This window comes from Brucella sp. HL-2 (assembly GCF_025846885.2).
Classification (GTDB): Bacteria; Pseudomonadota; Alphaproteobacteria; order Rhizobiales; family Rhizobiaceae; genus Brucella; species Brucella quorumnocens.
The window spans coordinates 1-15,196 of record NZ_JAOYTK010000044.1 but is presented as its reverse complement, the minus strand read 5'-3'; the positions used below and the strand labels follow the sequence as shown (position 1 = coordinate 15,196).

Sequence of the window (15,196 nt, the reverse complement as noted above, 5' to 3'; positions counted from 1 at the left end):
AAGACTTCGAGAAAACCATCGCTTCTTCCGAAGCGTGGGTCTACATCGCAAACATACGCTTCCTCACGCGGCGCATCGCAAGAGCCTGATATCGTTAAATTCATTATGATTCAGGCTCTAAGGCTTTGTTGGCTTTTGATACGCCGACCGGTGTGTGAATAGCAATCGTTGATAATTTTGAGTTCAAAACGAAACTAATTCTGTTAGCGTGCGCTTGTATTAGTTTTGAAAATATTCTGCATCATACAGCGTTGGCATTCTTATGAATTGGTTTGGATGGTCAGATGGTAGCATTGGTTTGGAACGGAAAGGATCCGACACCTCTGCTGTTTTGATTGCGGACAGCGCGTCTCAGAGGAATACAATTTCTTTTAATAAATACTTCTTCAAGATGTCAGCGCTTTTCTATGGAAGTGCGCTCCTGCTTTCCAATAGCATGTTTGTTTCGGCTAAAGCCGATGATCGCATGGTGCTTTATGATGCGGAAGGTTTAAAGATTCGCACGCATTTGCAGGCAGGGTTAAACGCCGTCGTCGAGCGGAATTTGTTCTGGAATTTCGCCGACAGATTTGCACCTGATGCCGATTTTAATCCACAAAAGCAATGGCTTGAGGGATACATTAAGCCCGGTATTAGTTTCAGCAAAGACTTTGACGAAGATCGTCGCCTTTACGGTAAGGCGTCATTCGTTGCATCCGGAACGCTTGGCATTGATGCCTATGACACTGGCAACACCGGCGAAATTACATTGGAAGAAGCGCATCTTGGATGGCGTCAGCAAATGAGCAGCCGGAGCTCATTCGATGTGTCGTTCGGCCCGCGCGAATATAAAATTGGAACCGGTATGTTGATTGCCAATGGTGGCAATAGTGGTTTTGAACGTGGCGCATTGAAATTCGGTCCGCGTAAGGCATGGAAGTCAGCCGCTATAGGTAAATTCAGTTATGACGATGTCGATGTAACTGCGTTTTATCTGCAGCCGAATGAACTACCGAGTAGCAGCAGCAATACGCAGCTTGTCGGCTCGGAGCTACGCTACAATTGGGAACAAGGCAGTTTTGCTGGCATCACGTACGGACATGCTCTGCACTCAAACTCCCCATACCCCAAAGCTGCTCCCAATGGAATTGGGGCGCCAGAAATTCTACCCGATGGCCGTGATGGGCTAAACTTTATCAATGCTTACGCGATTGGCAAGCCGTTACCCAACACATTTGATAACCTGATTGCCGGTGGCGAGTTTGCATACGAATGGAACGACCGGATCAATCTGTCTGCTTGGGCGGGTCGCGTTTATGTCGGTTATAATTTCACCGATCTGCCATGGTCGCCCGCTTTGGCATTCGCATATCAGACTTTTTCCGGCGATAATCCTGATACCGAAAAACTGGAGCGGTTTGATCCATTGTTCTATGAAGGTAATCCCAGCTCATGGTCGACCGGGTCAAAATCGTCGATGGTTTTTATCAACTCCAATGTGAATGCCTTTTTGGTCAGCTTGCGGGTGACGCCGACCAAACGTGATGCTTTTACCCTGCGCTATTCTCATATACGCGCGAACCAGCTGCATAGTCCGATCCAGTTCGGACAAGGTACGCGCGTTGAAACAAATGACGGTGTGCCGAACCCTATCGCCGGAGTAAGTAGCTATCATCTGTCAGATGATGTGTTTCTGGAATATAATCGTACCATTAATGCCAACACTTATCTTACGGTTGGGGTCAGTGCGTCATTTCCCGGCGCAGGCATTGATTCAATGATCGATGCTAAAGCACCAATTTGGACTGGAGGATTTGCAAATGTTGTCGTCAACTACTAGTTCGCGGTGCCTTTCAAATAATATGGGCCGATCGGTGGTCAAACGTGCCTCACAAGTCCTACTTTTGGCTGCGGGAATGCTGGCCGGTTTTTCTCAGATGGCCTTGTCACAGGAGACAGATGCTATGTCAGCTAAAACATCTGATCCCCGTGTACTTGGCTGGATGGAAGGATCGCCTCCTGCAGAGGATAAAATTATCCGTTTTTCCGATCCTGATTACTTCAGTTTCCCGAAATTGCGTTGGACCGTCTGCCACTTTCGTCAGTTAATGCCGACAATGAATGTGAGCCGCGGCATTGGCTCACCTGGTCCTTTGGCACAACAACCTGACCCGGCGATTGATGCTGTGACTTTCAGCCCTTTGGGCAGTGATAAAACAATGACGTGGGCGCAGTCATTTGATGCGAATTACACCGATGGGATCGTTGTTCTGCATAAAGGAGTAGTAGTGTATGAGCGTTATTCGGGATGTCTGGATGTTGCGGGCCAGCATGGAGCCATGTCCGTAACCAAATCGATTACTGGTTTGCTGGGTGAGATGCTGGTCGCAGATGGGACGCTCGACGAAACAGCCCAAGTTAGCAGCCTTGTGCCAGAGCTTGCAAAAAGTGCATTCGGAGATGCGACTGTTCGGCAAGTCCTGGATATGACCACGGGTTTGGATTACAGCGAAGATTATAGCGATCCGAACGCCGATGTCTGGATATATTCAGCTGCCGGCAATCCTTTGCCGAAGCCTGATAATTACACCGGACCGCGTACCTATTTCGACTATTTGAAGACTGTCCGTAAGCAGGGCGAGCACGGAGATGCGTTTGGCTATCGGACGATTAATTCTGACGCGCTTGGCTGGATTATCGCGCGTGTTACCGGGAAATCTGTAGCAACCCTATTGTCAGAACGTATATGGAGCAAATTGGCCACTGAGCAGGATGCATATTATACGGTCGATTCAATCGGTACTCCTTTTGCTGGCGGTGGTTTTAACGCCGGGTTACGCGATATGGCTCGTTTGGGACAGCTCCTGCTCAATGATGGTGTGATCGACGGCGAGCGTCTTATACCTGCTGCGGCTATTGCCAGCATCAGCGGCGGCGGCGATAAGAAGGCATTTGAAAAAGCTGGATACAAGCTGCTGTCAGGTTGGAGCTATCGCGGTATGTGGTGGGTTTCCCATAATGCGGATGGGGCTTTTATGGCGCGGGGAGTGCATGGGCAGGCACTCTATATTGATCCCAAAGCCGAAATGGTGATTGCTCGTTTTGCCTCGCATCCACAGGCGGGCAACGCGTATAATGATCCAACGTCGTTACCAGCCTATCAGGCGATAGCAGATTATCTGATGCAAAAGCCCGCGCCTTGACGAACCGGCTGATGTCAGTGGTCTTCTTGTCAGTTCAGAACCGAGCGTTATGGCTATTATGCCTAACAACAGGAGCACGATGCAGGTGGCTGTGCAAATCAAGATCGTATCTATGAACACGCCCAAAGGTTATTTCAATAACTATAATAGTATTATCTCTTTTTAGCGAACACAGAATAAAAACACAGCAATTGACTAATAAGCTATTGGATTTGAACAAGATGAAAGTCGAATAACGATCTCTGAATGGTGGTCGATACGTATTACCAGTGCAACCAAACGCGTCCGCCTATTAGGCCAAGAAGCCCAGTAATAGCGATGCCGAGCGTATACCAGGCAGCAATAAACGGAATGCCTGCTTCGGGACAGTGAAGTGAATAGACAAGAACACCGCTGCCGCCCGCTACGATGCCCGCAGCAAGACCCGCGAGCGCCGGATTGGCCGGAGCTAGTCTGCGCATGGCAGCAAGAAGTGATGTTAGCATCGGCAGGGATATGACAACGATCAGCCATGGACAAACGAGCGCCGTGCGCCCCCAAAGCAACACATCCCTTTGTTCGGGTGCGGCACTTTCCCACTGGTACAGTGCGGCGCCCATCAGGCAGACAAGAAGAATGACCACGGGCAGCCAGTGTAGCTTAGCCCGGATCGGTTGGGACAGGGTAAAAACTGCGGGAACCAAAATCAGAAGCAGAAATATCGCGTAGAAAAGCTTGGTCCAGAATGCAGCGGTTGTTATAGCCACAGATAGATCGTGACGCACGCCCAGAAACAGAAGCATGATGGTCAGCCCCGCAACTATCCCGCCTGTAGCATGGCGCAGAAACAGCCAACGCATGGCATCAGCCGAAACGGGTTTTACGTCGACAGCCAGTCGATTAATCAGATCATCAGTCATTCTATTTACCCCCGAACTTTTGGGCAAGCGCGACAAGGCCACGATGAATGGCCACTTTGACAGCGCTTTGGCTCATACCGCTGGTACGCGCAGCATCGTCAATCGATTGCCCCTCGATTTTCACGCTGCGGATCAGTCCGGCTGTGCGTTCCGGTATGTCGCTCAACATCCTGTCAACATCCATGCGGGCATCGGTGGCATCGGCTTCGTCGACAAACGGAACGTCCTCATCAAGTGCTGTGGTGGGGCGCCGCCCTTGTCGGCGCAGATGGTCGAACAGTTTGTAACGAGCGATCGCGCTGACCCAAGGCATGAATGGCATATTGCGATCATAGGTTATGCGGCGAGTGTGGATCGCAAGCAGTGTTTCCTGCATGAGATCCTCCGCTTCTGCCGCACTGCTGAAAAGGCGTCGTTGGAAGTGTGACGTGAGCAGGCGCGATAATTCGCCAAGTAGTGCCCGGTACGCAGCTTCATTTCCATCCAACGCCAGTAACATCAGGCTCTTCAACCTCTCTTCGTTCGAATAAGTCAGTTTGAAACTCCCACCCACTGCATATTCGTGAAAGAAACGGAAAAGGTTACACAACCCGGCCAGATGATCACATCGGCGTGATTGATGTAACCATTTTCCTCCGTCCAACGAAACCCTTCTTGTCACGCGCCACTGGCGCTGAGATCAACAGGAGTATCGTTATGACCATCAAACAGAACATCGTTGTCCTTGCGGCACTTGCCCTGCTTGCAGGCCTTTCTTTCACGCCAGCATCTTTCGCGCAAGACGCGATGAAGCCCGATGCCATGAAGTCTGACACGATGAAAACGGACACCATGAAAAAAGATTCCATGGGCAAGAAGGACGCGATGAAAGGAGATGCCATGCAAAAAGATGCCAAGAAGATGAAGAAGCATGGCGACAAGGCAATGAAAAACGGCGGAATGAAGACGGATGCCATGAAATCCGACGCCATGAAGAAGCCGCAGTAATTGCCATTTGCCCGCCGGTCTTCCCTCAGGCTGGCGGGCGTTTCTTTGGAGCGCAATGCTATGGGTCAGCTCGTATATCGTCAGCGTTTACTGACACGCCTCACACACTGGATCTGGGCCGCAAGCCTATTTTTTCTGCTTCTGTCGGGATTGCAAATATTTAATGCGCATCCCACGCTCTATCTCGGTAATGAATCTGGCTTCAGTTACGATAACGCAGTCCTTGCTATTTATTCTGTCGACGGTGAAAAGGGTCCAGAAGGCCGGGTTGACATTCTGGGGAAGACTATCGTCACGACGGGCATTCTGGGTGTAACGGGCACAGCGGATGCACTGCATTATCAGGCCTTTCCGCCAGCACTGACCATTCCGTCTTACCGTGATCTTGCCACAGGACGCATAGTTCATTTCTTTTTTGCATGGCTTTTTGTGGCTACCCTTGCATTGTGGCTTGTGGGTAGTATTCTTAATGGACATCTGAAGAAAGATATTCTGCCATCTGCTTCAGATATCCAGCGTTTACCGGGCGATCTGATCGATCACGTGAAGTTTCGCTTTGAGCATAGAAAATCCTACAACCCGTTGCAAAAGCTGACCTATTGTATTGTTTTCTTCGGACTGTTTCCGCTGATCGCGCTCACAGGTTCGGCGATGTCTCCGGGTATGGATGCCATTCTCCCATTGACCGAGTGGCTCGGTGGACGTCAGACTGCGCGTGCGCTTCATTTCATAGCTGCACTATCGCTGGCGCTGTTCTTCCTGGTCCATATCGTAATGGTGTTTGCTGCGGGGCCGATCAACGAATTGCGGTCGATGATTTCCGGTTGGTATCGCGTTGATAACGCCGAAGATAAAACGGAAAAGTCATCATGACCAGATTGCAACTATCCAGACGGCACTTCCTCGGTTTCACAGGGGCTGCCGCGTCATCCATTCTACTTAGCGGCTGCAATGCTTTTGACTTTGTTGGCGAAAGCGAAGACACCACCCGGCGCGTACTCCAAAAGGCGAACGATTTGACCTACGTAGTGTAGCGCAGGTTGCAAGGTCGTGATGCTTTGGCAAGAGAATATAGCGAAAGCGAAATACGCCAGGGTCAAAAGTCGAACGGTGAAACTGACCCGGAAACAGAAGAATACGTTGCCCTTCGAAAACGAGATTTTGCCAATTATCACCTGCAAGTGCATGGCCTTGTGGAGACCCCTGCGAGTATCTCGCTGGAGCAATTGCGCAACATGCCTCAACGCACGCAGATTACCCGCCATGACTGTGTCGAAGGTTGGAGTACGGTTGCAAAATGGACTGGGGTTCCTTTGAGGCAAATTCTTGAGATTGTCCGTCCGACAGCGTCTGCACGTTATGTCGTCTTTCATTGCTTCGATGCCGTGGACACTGCGAAAGGCCCAGCGTTGTTTTATGGCAGTATAGATCTGATTGATGCACGTCATCCGCAGACAATATTGGCCTATGGCCTTAATGATCGCGCGTTGCCGGTTGAGAATGGTGCACCTCTCCGTTTACGGGTCGAAAGGCAACTTGGTTACAAGATGAGTAAATATATAAAATCAATAGAACTTGTATCCGGCTTTGCAAACATACAGGGCGGGAGAGGGGGCTACTGGGAAGATTACGGATATGATTGGTATGGGGGGATATAAATGCAGGATGATCGCTCGGATGGCCAGCATCTACAAAATGAATAGTGTCTCGATTTCGAATAGCAGATGTAGGGTGCGGCTTAAAAACTCTCCAAAACGTGTCAACGTTACTACATTTCTGTATCAACGAACCATGTTGGAAAAAGAAGAGAGCATCTTCAACGAAGGCTCCTTTTTTGGCAGAGAGGCAATCCATCTTTTATTGCCTCGGGATGATTTTCTATCATCTTCAGGCTCTCGTTCAGAGAGTTGAGAATATTTGTGATAGTACATATGGCAAAAATCGATTTTACCATATGTTAAGAGTTCCACTCGAAATTATACTATTTCGAGTTCAGTTTAGTAAGTTCAGAATGAAACGTGGCGGATTGGAGCGTCGATTTACATCGATCTCAACGTATCATTTCAGTAACTGACTAAGTTCTCGGTTGCAACGTTTCAAAACTTAACAAAGTTTCGGCCACCATTAATATCTCCTACGAATAAAGAGCCCGGCGAGCACTGATATTGTGACCGTTACGGTCAGCAGAATGAGGGCGAGCGCAGCGCCGAGCGGCCAGTTTGCTTTGTTCAGTATTTCAGTCACAATCATTGGTGCCATCATACGGAAAGATGGACCACCAAGAAGTACCGGCGTGGCATATGCATTCATGGTCAGAATGAACGATAAAACCGAAGCTGCGAGAAGACCCGGCATGATCTGTGGTAGGCGTACAAGCATGAAGCTTTGGAATGGCGAGGCACCGAGACTGGCTGATGCGTAATCAATATTCTCGTCTAACCCCTCAAAGACACTTTGCAGTGTTAGAACGACATAGGGAAGATTGACTGCGGTGATACCGATAAACACGGCAGTCGGTGTCTGCATGATGGTCAGTGGTGTGGAAATAACCCCAATTTTCATAAGCAGAAAATTCAACACGCCGGTCTGACCGAAAGCCACCATCCAGCCCGCAGCGCGAACAGCGTTAGAAATAAAGAGTGGTAGGATAACTGCCATTAAAAGCAAAGTTTTGAGGCTACCACTCTGGCGTGAAATCCAGTCGGCCAGTGGTAAACTTAGTACGACGCAGACTGCGGTAACTGACGCTGCCATGAGCAGAGTCGTACCCATGCCATTTAGGTAGTAGGGGTCGGTAAAGAATGTCGCAAAGTTTGCTACAGTAAAGCCTTGCGCCACAAACTCGCCAGGCACAAAATCATTAAAACTATAGCTCAACAGGTAAAGCAGCGGCAGAGCCATGAATACGAGGACCAACCCCGTCGCAGGCATGAGAAGTGCGGCGGCGGGAAAAGATTTTTTTTGCATGACTACACCGAGAAATTTAGAATTGTACCTGTCTGGTTAAGCCAGACAGGTTGTTGCAATAATCACGCCTTAAACTCTTTGTTCCACCAGTTTTGCAGATCTGAATCCGCTTTTGCGACATACTCCAGATCGGGTAGCACAAATTGCTCGCGTTGCTCCGATGTGTAATCTACGGCTGATGCAAGTTCCGCTGGCAACTTCACTTCGGAGTTGGTCGGCGCATAACCCATCTGCTCAGCAAATGCTGTCTGGGGCACCTGTTCAAGCATCGCGTTCAAATACTGGTATGCCGCTTCCTTATTAGGTGCGTTTTTAGGCACACTCATATCTGAGAGGTAAAGTCCAATGCCTTCTTTCGGAATGGCAATTTCGATATCGATACCCGCCTTTTTCCACATGTAACCGCGAGCATTCCACATAATGCACATCACGATTTCACCGGACTTAAGCGCTTGTGCGAGGGCTTCATTGGTTGGGTAGATCTTAACGCCCTGCTTTTTCAACTCCAGTAGTTTGGTTTTTCCCGGCTCGTAATCCGAAGGACCGCCGCCAGCAATCATCGCAGCAGATTCTATTGTTGTCTGATACTGAAGATCGATTACACCCACACGCCCGGCATACTTGGGGTCCCACAAGTCAGCGTAAGACGTCGGTGCGGGACTGACTTGCTTTGGATTGTAAAGAATGACACGACCAGTGTAGATATGCGGGATGGAGTAGTTTGTGCGAATGAAAGGTAGAACCTTACTTAGGTTGGGTACTTTCGTTTCATCCAGCTCTTCAGTCAGTCCGTTCTGGAACATTTCAAAGCTGCCCTGCCGGGTTAGGCAGGCAATATCCATAGACCCGCGCGGCAAGCGCCGTTCTGCCAACAGCTTTGCTCTACGCACTGTGTCAGTGGCAGGATCATATATAACCTGGGTTCCACTGCCCTTCAGATTGCCATCCGCAATATTGATTTGTTGCAGATTCTGATAGTCACCACCCCAAGTGCCAACGACAAGCCGTCCTGCGGCTTTGGCAAAAGAGGGCAGCATCGTGGAGGCCATGAGGCTTCCAGAAAGAATTCCAAAAGTGCGTCTGCTTATTTTGGTCATGTTAATTCCCCTTGTAATCGTTGTTTGACCGTTCCCGGAGGTCTACTGCCTCGTTCGGGAATGAATGACTAAAGCAACACGACGTCCTCCGGCGCGATGCTAATTGTTATCGAGTTTTCAGGAACGAGGTTGATATTGGCCTCATTGAGTTCGCGAGGCGAAGCAACAGCTGTCAAATGCTGACCGTCGGGAAGCACGAGATCAATTTCGACCATGCCCCCTAAGAACACATGCTTTTTGATTATGACGGTCTGACTATTTTGTGCGGAAGGTAAGGGCGCTTTGCTCAGACGGAGTGCCTCTGGTCGGATAAGCACCTCGGTTGCCGTCTTGGAATTAAGAGCAGCATGAAATCGCACACCTCCATCAGTCGTAAAACTTCCACTGTCCGTTGCTTGTCCGGTTAGAAAATTTGCTCGACCAATAAAATCAGCGACAAAGCGGTTTGTGGGCTGCTTATACAACTGTTCCGCACTGCCGATCTGTTCAATCACCCCCGAACGCATCAGTACCAACCGGTCGCCAACCGACATGGCCTCTTCCTGATCGTGAGTGACCATAATTGTTGTAATACCAAGAGTTTTTTGCAGGCTACGAAGCTCATCCCGGACTTGCAGACGTAAACGTGCATCCAGATTGGATAAAGGCTCGTCGAGAAGCAGCATATCGGGCCGAATTGCTATAGCGCGAGCAATGGCGACACGTTGTTGCTGGCCACCGGATAACTGTTTGGGCAAGCGGTCCATCAAGTGCGCGAGATCTACAAGTTCGAGAGCGTGCCGTACGCGGTTTTTCAGTTCTGGTTCCGCTACTCTTCTGCGGCGAAGGCCAAAGGCAACATTCTCGAAAATGCTTAGATGCGGGAAAAGTGCATAATTCTGAAATACCAGACCGATATTGCGGCGATACGGAGGCTCGTAAGTGATTTCCCTGCTTCCCAGACGCATGGTTCCGGCATCTGGTTCGATAAAGCCAGCCAGCATGCGCAAAGTTGTCGTCTTACCGCAGCCTGATGGTCCCAAAAAGATAAGGAACTCACCCTCATGAACGTCAAGCGTCATGTCGGATACGGCCCGGAAAGCCCCGTAGGTTTTGGTCAGTCCCTGAATTTGTACACCAGCCATCAGACCATCCTCGAAATATTTACAAAGCGATTTGAAATCATCAGCATCAGCGCCACAAAAAGCACTTGCAGAACAGAAACGGCTGCGATTGTTGGATCAATTTTCCATTCCAAATACTGCATCATCGCGACTGGAAGCGTTACCTGTCCCGGGCTAGACAGGAAAATCGAGACCTCCAGATTGCCGAAACTGACGACGAAGGAGAACACAGCGGCCGCGAAAATCCCTGGTTTAATAAGCGGTAAAGTTATGAGCCAAACAACTGTCGCTGGCTGAGCTCCGAGTGAAGCTGCGGCCTCCTCAACCGACATATTTACACCTTCAAGCGAAGCAAGAAGTAAGCGGATACACCAAGGAATTGTCAGCAAGACATGCCCTGCCACAAACACACCTGTTGAACCCACGATTGGTGCGCCAGACGCAATTTCGATTTCAACAACGGTCACGTACAGCGCGGCACCAATGACGATTGCTGGCACCGTAAGAGGTGACATCAAAAGCTGGATCAAAGCACTTCGACCGCGGAAACGCCGTCGCACAATCACCATTGCTGCTGGAACAGAAACCAGAAGACCGGCCAGCATCGCAAAGCTTGCGACAGCTATAGAAAGTAGGAATCCACTCAGAAATTGAGGTTGACGAAAGGCTTCCGAAAACCAGTGGAGTGAATAGCCTTCGACCGGCAACGACAATATCTCATTTGAGATCACTGACAGCCAGAACACAAGCACAAGGGGCAGGAGCATCAGCACAAGGCTGAATGCAATCATTGTAGCTGCTCCCAGTCGTCCCAGGCGCTCTGTAAGAGAATTGCCTCGGACCATGTGACCTACTCCGCTATCGTGTTTTTATGAAAGACGCCGCCCTTCATAATGGCAGTCAAACACTCGTCGTGACGTTCCAGTGTGGTGATATCTTCTAATGGGTTGCCATCCACAATCAGAAGGTCGGCATAGGCACCTGGTGCAATTACCCCTATCTGATTTTCCATGCCGCATAGCTTTGCTGAAACTCTCGTCGCGGAATGCAGCACTTCGCTGTTCGTTAAAACGCTTGCGCGTAATGAAAACTCCATTGACTGATATTTGTGAAGCTGCCCGAGCAGATCTGATCCGAATGCCATTGGAAGACCGGCATCACGCATAATAGCCAACGACTCCAGCCCACCACGGCGCACTGTATCAATTTTTGATTGAGAATCCGCACTTAAACCAAAGCTTGCTCCTTCCAAAGCCAGCCCTTCATAAGCAACCAGTGTTGGACAAGCAATTGCGCCAGCTTCTGCGGCCAGTCGCGCAGTCTCGGGAGTTATGAGATTGCAATGTTCAAGCGATTTAACCCCGCATTCAACCGCACGGCGAATGGAAGCGTCTGAATATGTGTGAGCTGCAACGTAAAGTCCGTAATTCTCGGCTTCTTCCACAATGGCGCAAATTTCTTCGCGTGAATATTGCAATACGTGGATGGGATCATTTGGCGAGGCAACGCCGCCGTTGGCCATGATCTTGATGAATTGTGCACCATTCTTGATTTCTTCGCGTGCCGCGCGGCGGACTTCATCGACGCCATCGGCAATGCGTCCCAGACTTCCCAATCGGGCTTCATGCAAGGGTCGATTGTCGTAACGCTTACGGTAATCACCATGGCCGACCGTCTGACTCAACGCCTTACCACAGATAATCAGGCGAGGGGCTTCAACTGCCGCTTCGTCGACGGCAAGCTTCAAACCAAGATCGGCGCCAGCCAAATCGCGAAGGGTTGTGAACCCTCGCATCAGCATATCGCGCATGATCTTGGCGCTACGCAGAGCTATGAGAGATGTCGGCAAAGCGGCATTTTCAGCAAGATCGACAAGCGTCGCTGCCACGTGGACGTGTGCATCGACAAGCCCTGGCATCAATGTTCGACCGGCAAGGTCAATTCTCTGCGCGTCTGGAGCATCGATACGCTGGTCGCTAACCGTTATAATGCGGTCACCTTCGACCAGTACCTCAAGCCCCGACTTGAGTATACCGTCGTCAACATCCAGAATCTGGCCACCGAAAAACACAAAACCCGTCATTGTTCATTCCCCATAACGCGCCAGTTTCGACGCTTGTATACAATAAGTATATTGGCCTTATTCTTGCATGAGGATTGAAGCTTGTCTACATAAAAACAGACTGGTTTGTTTTTATGTTTAGGAATCACTTATATCACTGTTTTAATTTAGATTTATAGGGGGGGCATAGGCATCTTATGTTGATTTTAGATGCAGTTCGCTTAATATCCAGGCACTCATCTAAGTCGTCGTCATTTGTAGAGACCCAATCTCATGAACAGCTCCGCTAAACCGATCAGGGCTCAAAATTCGACGCATTTGCGTAGGAAAACGCAAGCGGAACGCTCGTCATCCACCCGGTCAAGGGTTTGCCAGGCAACACTTGAGGCGCTCGCTGAAGTCGGGCACGGACTCATTTCAACAGCTATGATCGCGCAAAAGGCAAAAGTTTCGCGTGGCGCACTGACACACCAGTTTCCTTCGCGCAATGACCTACTTGTTGCGGCCCTTCGCCAACTCCACGAGGACTGGGAGATAGTTCATCCTGTTGCGACAAACCCGGACGAGACACGTTATTCACTCTCTGAACTAACTGAAACGCTGTGGCTCAATATCTTTGCAGACGCGCGATATATAGCGGCGATTGAATTGATGCTGGCGGCGCGCTTGGATAACGAACTGGGTCAGAGATTGCGCGATGAAATGAAGCGATGGGTCGATATACGTGATTTGCGTGTATCGAAACTGGTGGGTTTTGAACCCGCAAACCAGGCGGATACCTTAAAGCTTCATCTGATTTTGTCGGTATTACGCGGAATAGCAGTACATCAAAGTTTCGATCCGGAAATTGCAACCGGTCGAAAACTTGTAGACCTATGGAAGAAAATACTAAACGAAATAACGGATACGTCCGACTGAACGTTAATATTTGAATGATATTTGGATAGCGCAACCCCTTTCAAAGGGGCAGGTATCATACAACTTGGCGGCGCTCCGGTCTGCGTTGTGATAGAATAAATTTGCACCTTCAGATCACCGCAAGTCCAGCGCGGTTGCCAGCTTTTCGAGATAGGGTTTCATCTTGTCGGCTGCGACATTGGCAAAGCCCATTATAAGCGCGCCCTGACGTTCGACTTGAATTGTATAGTCGGAGAGGGGATAGGTCTGTAATCCCAATTTGAAGGCAGTTGCTGTCGCAGGGCGATCGCCGGACGACGAAGGAAGCCACAATAGGGCGTTGAGGCCACTTTCAGAGCATTCAATATGAGCTGGGTCATTGAATAGCGATTGTCCTGCTTGGATAAAGGCCGTTCTTCGCTCGGCATAAAGATTACGCATTCTGCGCAGGTGATTGGCGAAATGTCCTTCAGCGATAAAGTCGGCCAGAGCCAGCTGAGTCTCTACAGGCATGCTGCGATTGATAAGGCTAGACAGATTGCGAAACGTGCCGACTAATTGTGGCGGCAGGACCAGATAACCAATGCGGAGGCCCGGATAAAGCGCCTTGCTGAAACTGCCCGCATAAATCACACGATCATGAACGTCGATAGAGCGCATGGAGGGCAACGGAGCACCAACATAACGAAATTCACTGTCATAATCGTCTTCTATGATCCATGTATCGCTTCGCTGGGCCCATTCCAGAATTGCCAGTCGACGCGATAGGGACAGTGTCATACCCATGGGATGGTGACGTGATGGCATGACAAAAGCAAGCCGGGCGTCGGGATGGCGGGCAATTGCCCCGTCAACGTCCATCCCGTTGGCGTCGACGTTGACCAAGCACATTTTGAGTCCAAGTGTGCGGAACAAATTATAGATTGTCACTGGTCCAGGATCTTCGAACCATATGCCGTCCCCAGGGTTGGCAAGTGCCATTGCTGAGAGCGCAAAGGCGCAGTGACCACCGGGGGTAATGACGATCTGCTCCGGGTCGCATGGGTCGTGTCGGTGTAGTGCAAGGTATTCGGCGATACGTTGTCGAAGGACAAGTTCACCGGAAAGATCACCGTAGCCGACGGCGGCTGCGCGGCCACCGCGTGTCGCCGAATTCCAGCACTTGCGCCAAATCGCAAACGGAAACTGGTCTATCGCCGGGCGATTAGGAAGAAACGGCTTGTAATCCACATGACCAATATCGGACGAAACACTCTGCGACAGTTTGCCAATCTGTGAAAGACGCATGGTCGACGTCGGCGAGAAGTTGCTTGTTGTTTGCAATGCTCGGTTCTGGATAGGGCGGCTTGGCAAAGTGTCCACAACGTAGGTTCCTGCACCTTGCCGCGCTTCCAGATAGCCTTCGGCCTTCAGGTTTTCCAGTACGCGCACGATGGTTTGCCTCGCTATGCCAAGTTCGTCTGCTAGAACGCGGCTTGCTGGCAGGCGCGCCCCGGCCCGCAAGTGACCTTTCAAGATTGCCGTGCGCAACTGATCCTGCAACTGCCTGAACTTGGCGACTGATGCTGTCTCCTGGACACGCAGGAATGGCAGAATGGCACCCTCGTGCTGCTTGACCATCAGCTTTCTACTTTCAAATTGGTCTACTCATTGGAGGCATAATGGACGTTTATGCTTCATCCAATTGTTACATCAGCCGGGCAAATGATCGCAAGAAATTAGTAACAACAGATGATCACGCCCAGGGGGAGATCGATGAGAATGAAAGTTGGATATGTCCGCCGCGCTACCATTGTCTCGGCACTTGCCATTGCTGCAGCTCTTCCAGGCAGTGTCCGAGCTGAGCTCCTCGATGATCTCTATGCAGCCGCCAAGAAAGAAGGGTGTCAATCGGAACGGAATATTGGCTCTGACTCACATTTGATGATTTCGCGGTGGAAACTGATGCGGTTATCAGAAAGGAATCAGCATCATGGCGACCAAGTTTCGTCTGTCGTCCCTG

Annotated in this window: 14 protein-coding genes and 2 pseudogenes; 7 read left to right on the top strand and 9 right to left on the bottom strand. The window is 50.1% G+C overall.

Annotated features, from left to right (window positions below; genetic code table 11):
- Window positions 1-391 precede the first annotated feature (391 nt).
- Window positions 392-1,819 (top strand): alginate export family protein, encoded by a 1,428-nt coding sequence (locus OIV19_RS22905; RefSeq protein WP_264234161.1) that lies wholly within the window; start codon window positions 392-394, stop codon window positions 1,817-1,819.
- 76 nt (window positions 1,820-1,895) lie between these two features.
- Window positions 1,896-3,182: a serine hydrolase domain-containing protein gene (locus OIV19_RS22900; RefSeq protein WP_264234160.1), complete on the top strand. Its 1,287-nt coding sequence runs from the start codon at window positions 1,896-1,898 to the stop codon at window positions 3,180-3,182.
- A 12-nt stretch (window positions 3,183-3,194) separates the two neighbouring features.
- Here the strand turns inward: OIV19_RS22900 and OIV19_RS22895 are convergent.
- The 3 genes and pseudogenes from OIV19_RS22895 to OIV19_RS22885 all read right to left on the bottom strand — a co-directional run.
- Window positions 3,195-3,308: pseudogene (locus tag OIV19_RS22895) on the bottom strand (alanine:cation symporter family protein); the annotation flags it as partial.
- A gap of 137 nt (window positions 3,309-3,445) precedes the next feature.
- Window positions 3,446-4,081, bottom strand: a complete 636-nt coding sequence (locus tag OIV19_RS22890) for an NrsF family protein (protein WP_264234159.1) — start codon at window positions 4,079-4,081, stop codon at window positions 3,446-3,448.
- A 1-nt stretch (window position 4,082) separates the two neighbouring features.
- Window positions 4,083-4,580: a sigma-70 family RNA polymerase sigma factor gene (locus OIV19_RS22885; protein ID WP_235901747.1), complete on the bottom strand. Its 498-nt coding sequence runs from the start codon at window positions 4,578-4,580 to the stop codon at window positions 4,083-4,085.
- Window positions 4,581-4,777: 197 nt separating this feature from the next.
- On the opposite strand from OIV19_RS22885, the gene OIV19_RS22880 reads away from it, so the two are divergent.
- The 3 genes and pseudogenes from OIV19_RS22880 to OIV19_RS22870 all read left to right on the top strand — a co-directional run bounded on the left by OIV19_RS22880 (window position 4,778) and on the right by OIV19_RS22870 (window position 6,726).
- Window positions 4,778-5,068 (top strand): pentapeptide MXKDX repeat protein, encoded by a 291-nt coding sequence (locus OIV19_RS22880; RefSeq protein WP_264234156.1) that lies wholly within the window; start codon window positions 4,778-4,780, stop codon window positions 5,066-5,068.
- Window positions 5,069-5,128: 60 nt separating this feature from the next.
- Entirely contained in the window at window positions 5,129-5,941 is an 813-nt protein-coding gene (locus OIV19_RS22875; protein WP_264234155.1) for a cytochrome b/b6 domain-containing protein, read from the top strand.
- A pseudogene (locus OIV19_RS22870) lies at window positions 5,938-6,726 on the top strand (molybdopterin-binding protein). Before OIV19_RS22875 ends, OIV19_RS22870 begins: the two are co-directional and overlap by 4 nt.
- Window positions 6,727-7,192: 466 nt before the next feature.
- On the opposite strand, the gene OIV19_RS22865 reads toward OIV19_RS22870, so the two are convergent.
- The 5 genes from OIV19_RS22865 to OIV19_RS22845 all read right to left on the bottom strand — a co-directional run bounded on the left by OIV19_RS22865 (window position 7,193) and on the right by OIV19_RS22845 (window position 12,318).
- On the bottom strand, window positions 7,193-8,035 hold the full coding sequence (locus tag OIV19_RS22865) for an ABC transporter permease (protein ID WP_264234153.1): 843 nt from the start codon (window positions 8,033-8,035) through the stop codon (window positions 7,193-7,195).
- Window positions 8,036-8,097: 62 nt separating this feature from the next.
- Window positions 8,098-9,132 (bottom strand): ABC transporter substrate-binding protein, encoded by a 1,035-nt coding sequence (locus OIV19_RS22860; protein WP_151091676.1) that lies wholly within the window; start codon window positions 9,130-9,132, stop codon window positions 8,098-8,100.
- 68 nt (window positions 9,133-9,200) lie between these two features.
- Complete coding sequence (locus OIV19_RS22855) at window positions 9,201-10,256, bottom strand: ABC transporter ATP-binding protein (RefSeq protein WP_264234151.1); 1,056 nt, start codon at window positions 10,254-10,256, stop codon at window positions 9,201-9,203.
- A complete protein-coding gene (locus tag OIV19_RS22850) occupies window positions 10,256-11,026 on the bottom strand; it encodes an ABC transporter permease subunit (protein ID WP_264234150.1) in 771 nt (256 codons plus the stop codon). The genes OIV19_RS22855 and OIV19_RS22850 overlap by 1 nt, the downstream gene beginning before the upstream one ends.
- A 59-nt stretch (window positions 11,027-11,085) precedes the next feature.
- The gene (locus OIV19_RS22845; RefSeq protein WP_264234148.1) at window positions 11,086-12,318 is read right to left on the bottom strand and encodes an amidohydrolase family protein; all 1,233 of its coding nucleotides are present in this window, start codon (window positions 12,316-12,318) and stop codon (window positions 11,086-11,088) included.
- 252 nt (window positions 12,319-12,570) lie between these two features.
- Between OIV19_RS22845 and OIV19_RS22840 the strand changes: the two genes are divergently transcribed.
- Window positions 12,571-13,215: a TetR/AcrR family transcriptional regulator gene (locus OIV19_RS22840; protein ID WP_191792665.1), complete on the top strand. Its 645-nt coding sequence runs from the start codon at window positions 12,571-12,573 to the stop codon at window positions 13,213-13,215.
- A 114-nt stretch (window positions 13,216-13,329) separates the two neighbouring features.
- Here the strand turns inward: OIV19_RS22840 and pdxR are convergent, their stop codons facing one another.
- On the bottom strand, window positions 13,330-14,814 hold the full coding sequence (pdxR, locus tag OIV19_RS22835) for a MocR-like pyridoxine biosynthesis transcription factor PdxR (RefSeq protein ID WP_264234145.1): 1,485 nt from the start codon (window positions 14,812-14,814) through the stop codon (window positions 13,330-13,332).
- A 141-nt stretch (window positions 14,815-14,955) separates the two neighbouring features.
- On the opposite strand from pdxR, the gene OIV19_RS22830 reads away from it, so the two are divergent.
- On the top strand, window positions 14,956-15,196 hold a 241-nt coding region (locus tag OIV19_RS22830; RefSeq protein WP_264234143.1), incomplete at its 3' end, for a hypothetical protein.

What these genes read in the sequence shown, in the direction of transcription:
- OIV19_RS22905 (WP_264234161.1), top strand. Translation starts at nt 392, where the DNA reads ATGTCAGCGCTTTTCTATGGAAGTGCGCTCCTGCTTTCCAATAGCATG.
- OIV19_RS22900 (WP_264234160.1), top strand. Translation starts at nt 1,896, where the DNA reads ATGCTGGCCGGTTTTTCTCAGATGGCCTTGTCACAGGAGACAGATGCT.
- OIV19_RS22890 (WP_264234159.1), bottom strand. Translation starts at nt 4,081, where the DNA reads ATGACTGATGATCTGATTAATCGACTGGCTGTCGACGTAAAACCCGTT.
- OIV19_RS22885 (WP_235901747.1), bottom strand. Translation starts at nt 4,580, where the DNA reads ATGTTACTGGCGTTGGATGGAAATGAAGCTGCGTACCGGGCACTACTT.
- OIV19_RS22880 (WP_264234156.1), top strand. Translation starts at nt 4,778, where the DNA reads ATGACCATCAAACAGAACATCGTTGTCCTTGCGGCACTTGCCCTGCTT.
- OIV19_RS22875 (WP_264234155.1), top strand. Translation starts at nt 5,129, where the DNA reads ATGGGTCAGCTCGTATATCGTCAGCGTTTACTGACACGCCTCACACAC.
- OIV19_RS22865 (WP_264234153.1), bottom strand. Translation starts at nt 8,035, where the DNA reads ATGCAAAAAAAATCTTTTCCCGCCGCCGCACTTCTCATGCCTGCGACG.
- OIV19_RS22860 (WP_151091676.1), bottom strand. Translation starts at nt 9,132, where the DNA reads ATGACCAAAATAAGCAGACGCACTTTTGGAATTCTTTCTGGAAGCCTC.
- OIV19_RS22855 (WP_264234151.1), bottom strand. Translation starts at nt 10,256, where the DNA reads ATGGCTGGTGTACAAATTCAGGGACTGACCAAAACCTACGGGGCTTTC.
- OIV19_RS22850 (WP_264234150.1), bottom strand. Translation starts at nt 11,026, where the DNA reads ATGATTGCATTCAGCCTTGTGCTGATGCTCCTGCCCCTTGTGCTTGTG.
- OIV19_RS22845 (WP_264234148.1), bottom strand. Translation starts at nt 12,318, where the DNA reads ATGACGGGTTTTGTGTTTTTCGGTGGCCAGATTCTGGATGTTGACGAC.
- OIV19_RS22840 (WP_191792665.1), top strand. Translation starts at nt 12,571, where the DNA reads ATGAACAGCTCCGCTAAACCGATCAGGGCTCAAAATTCGACGCATTTG.
- pdxR (WP_264234145.1), bottom strand. Translation starts at nt 14,814, where the DNA reads ATGGTCAAGCAGCACGAGGGTGCCATTCTGCCATTCCTGCGTGTCCAG.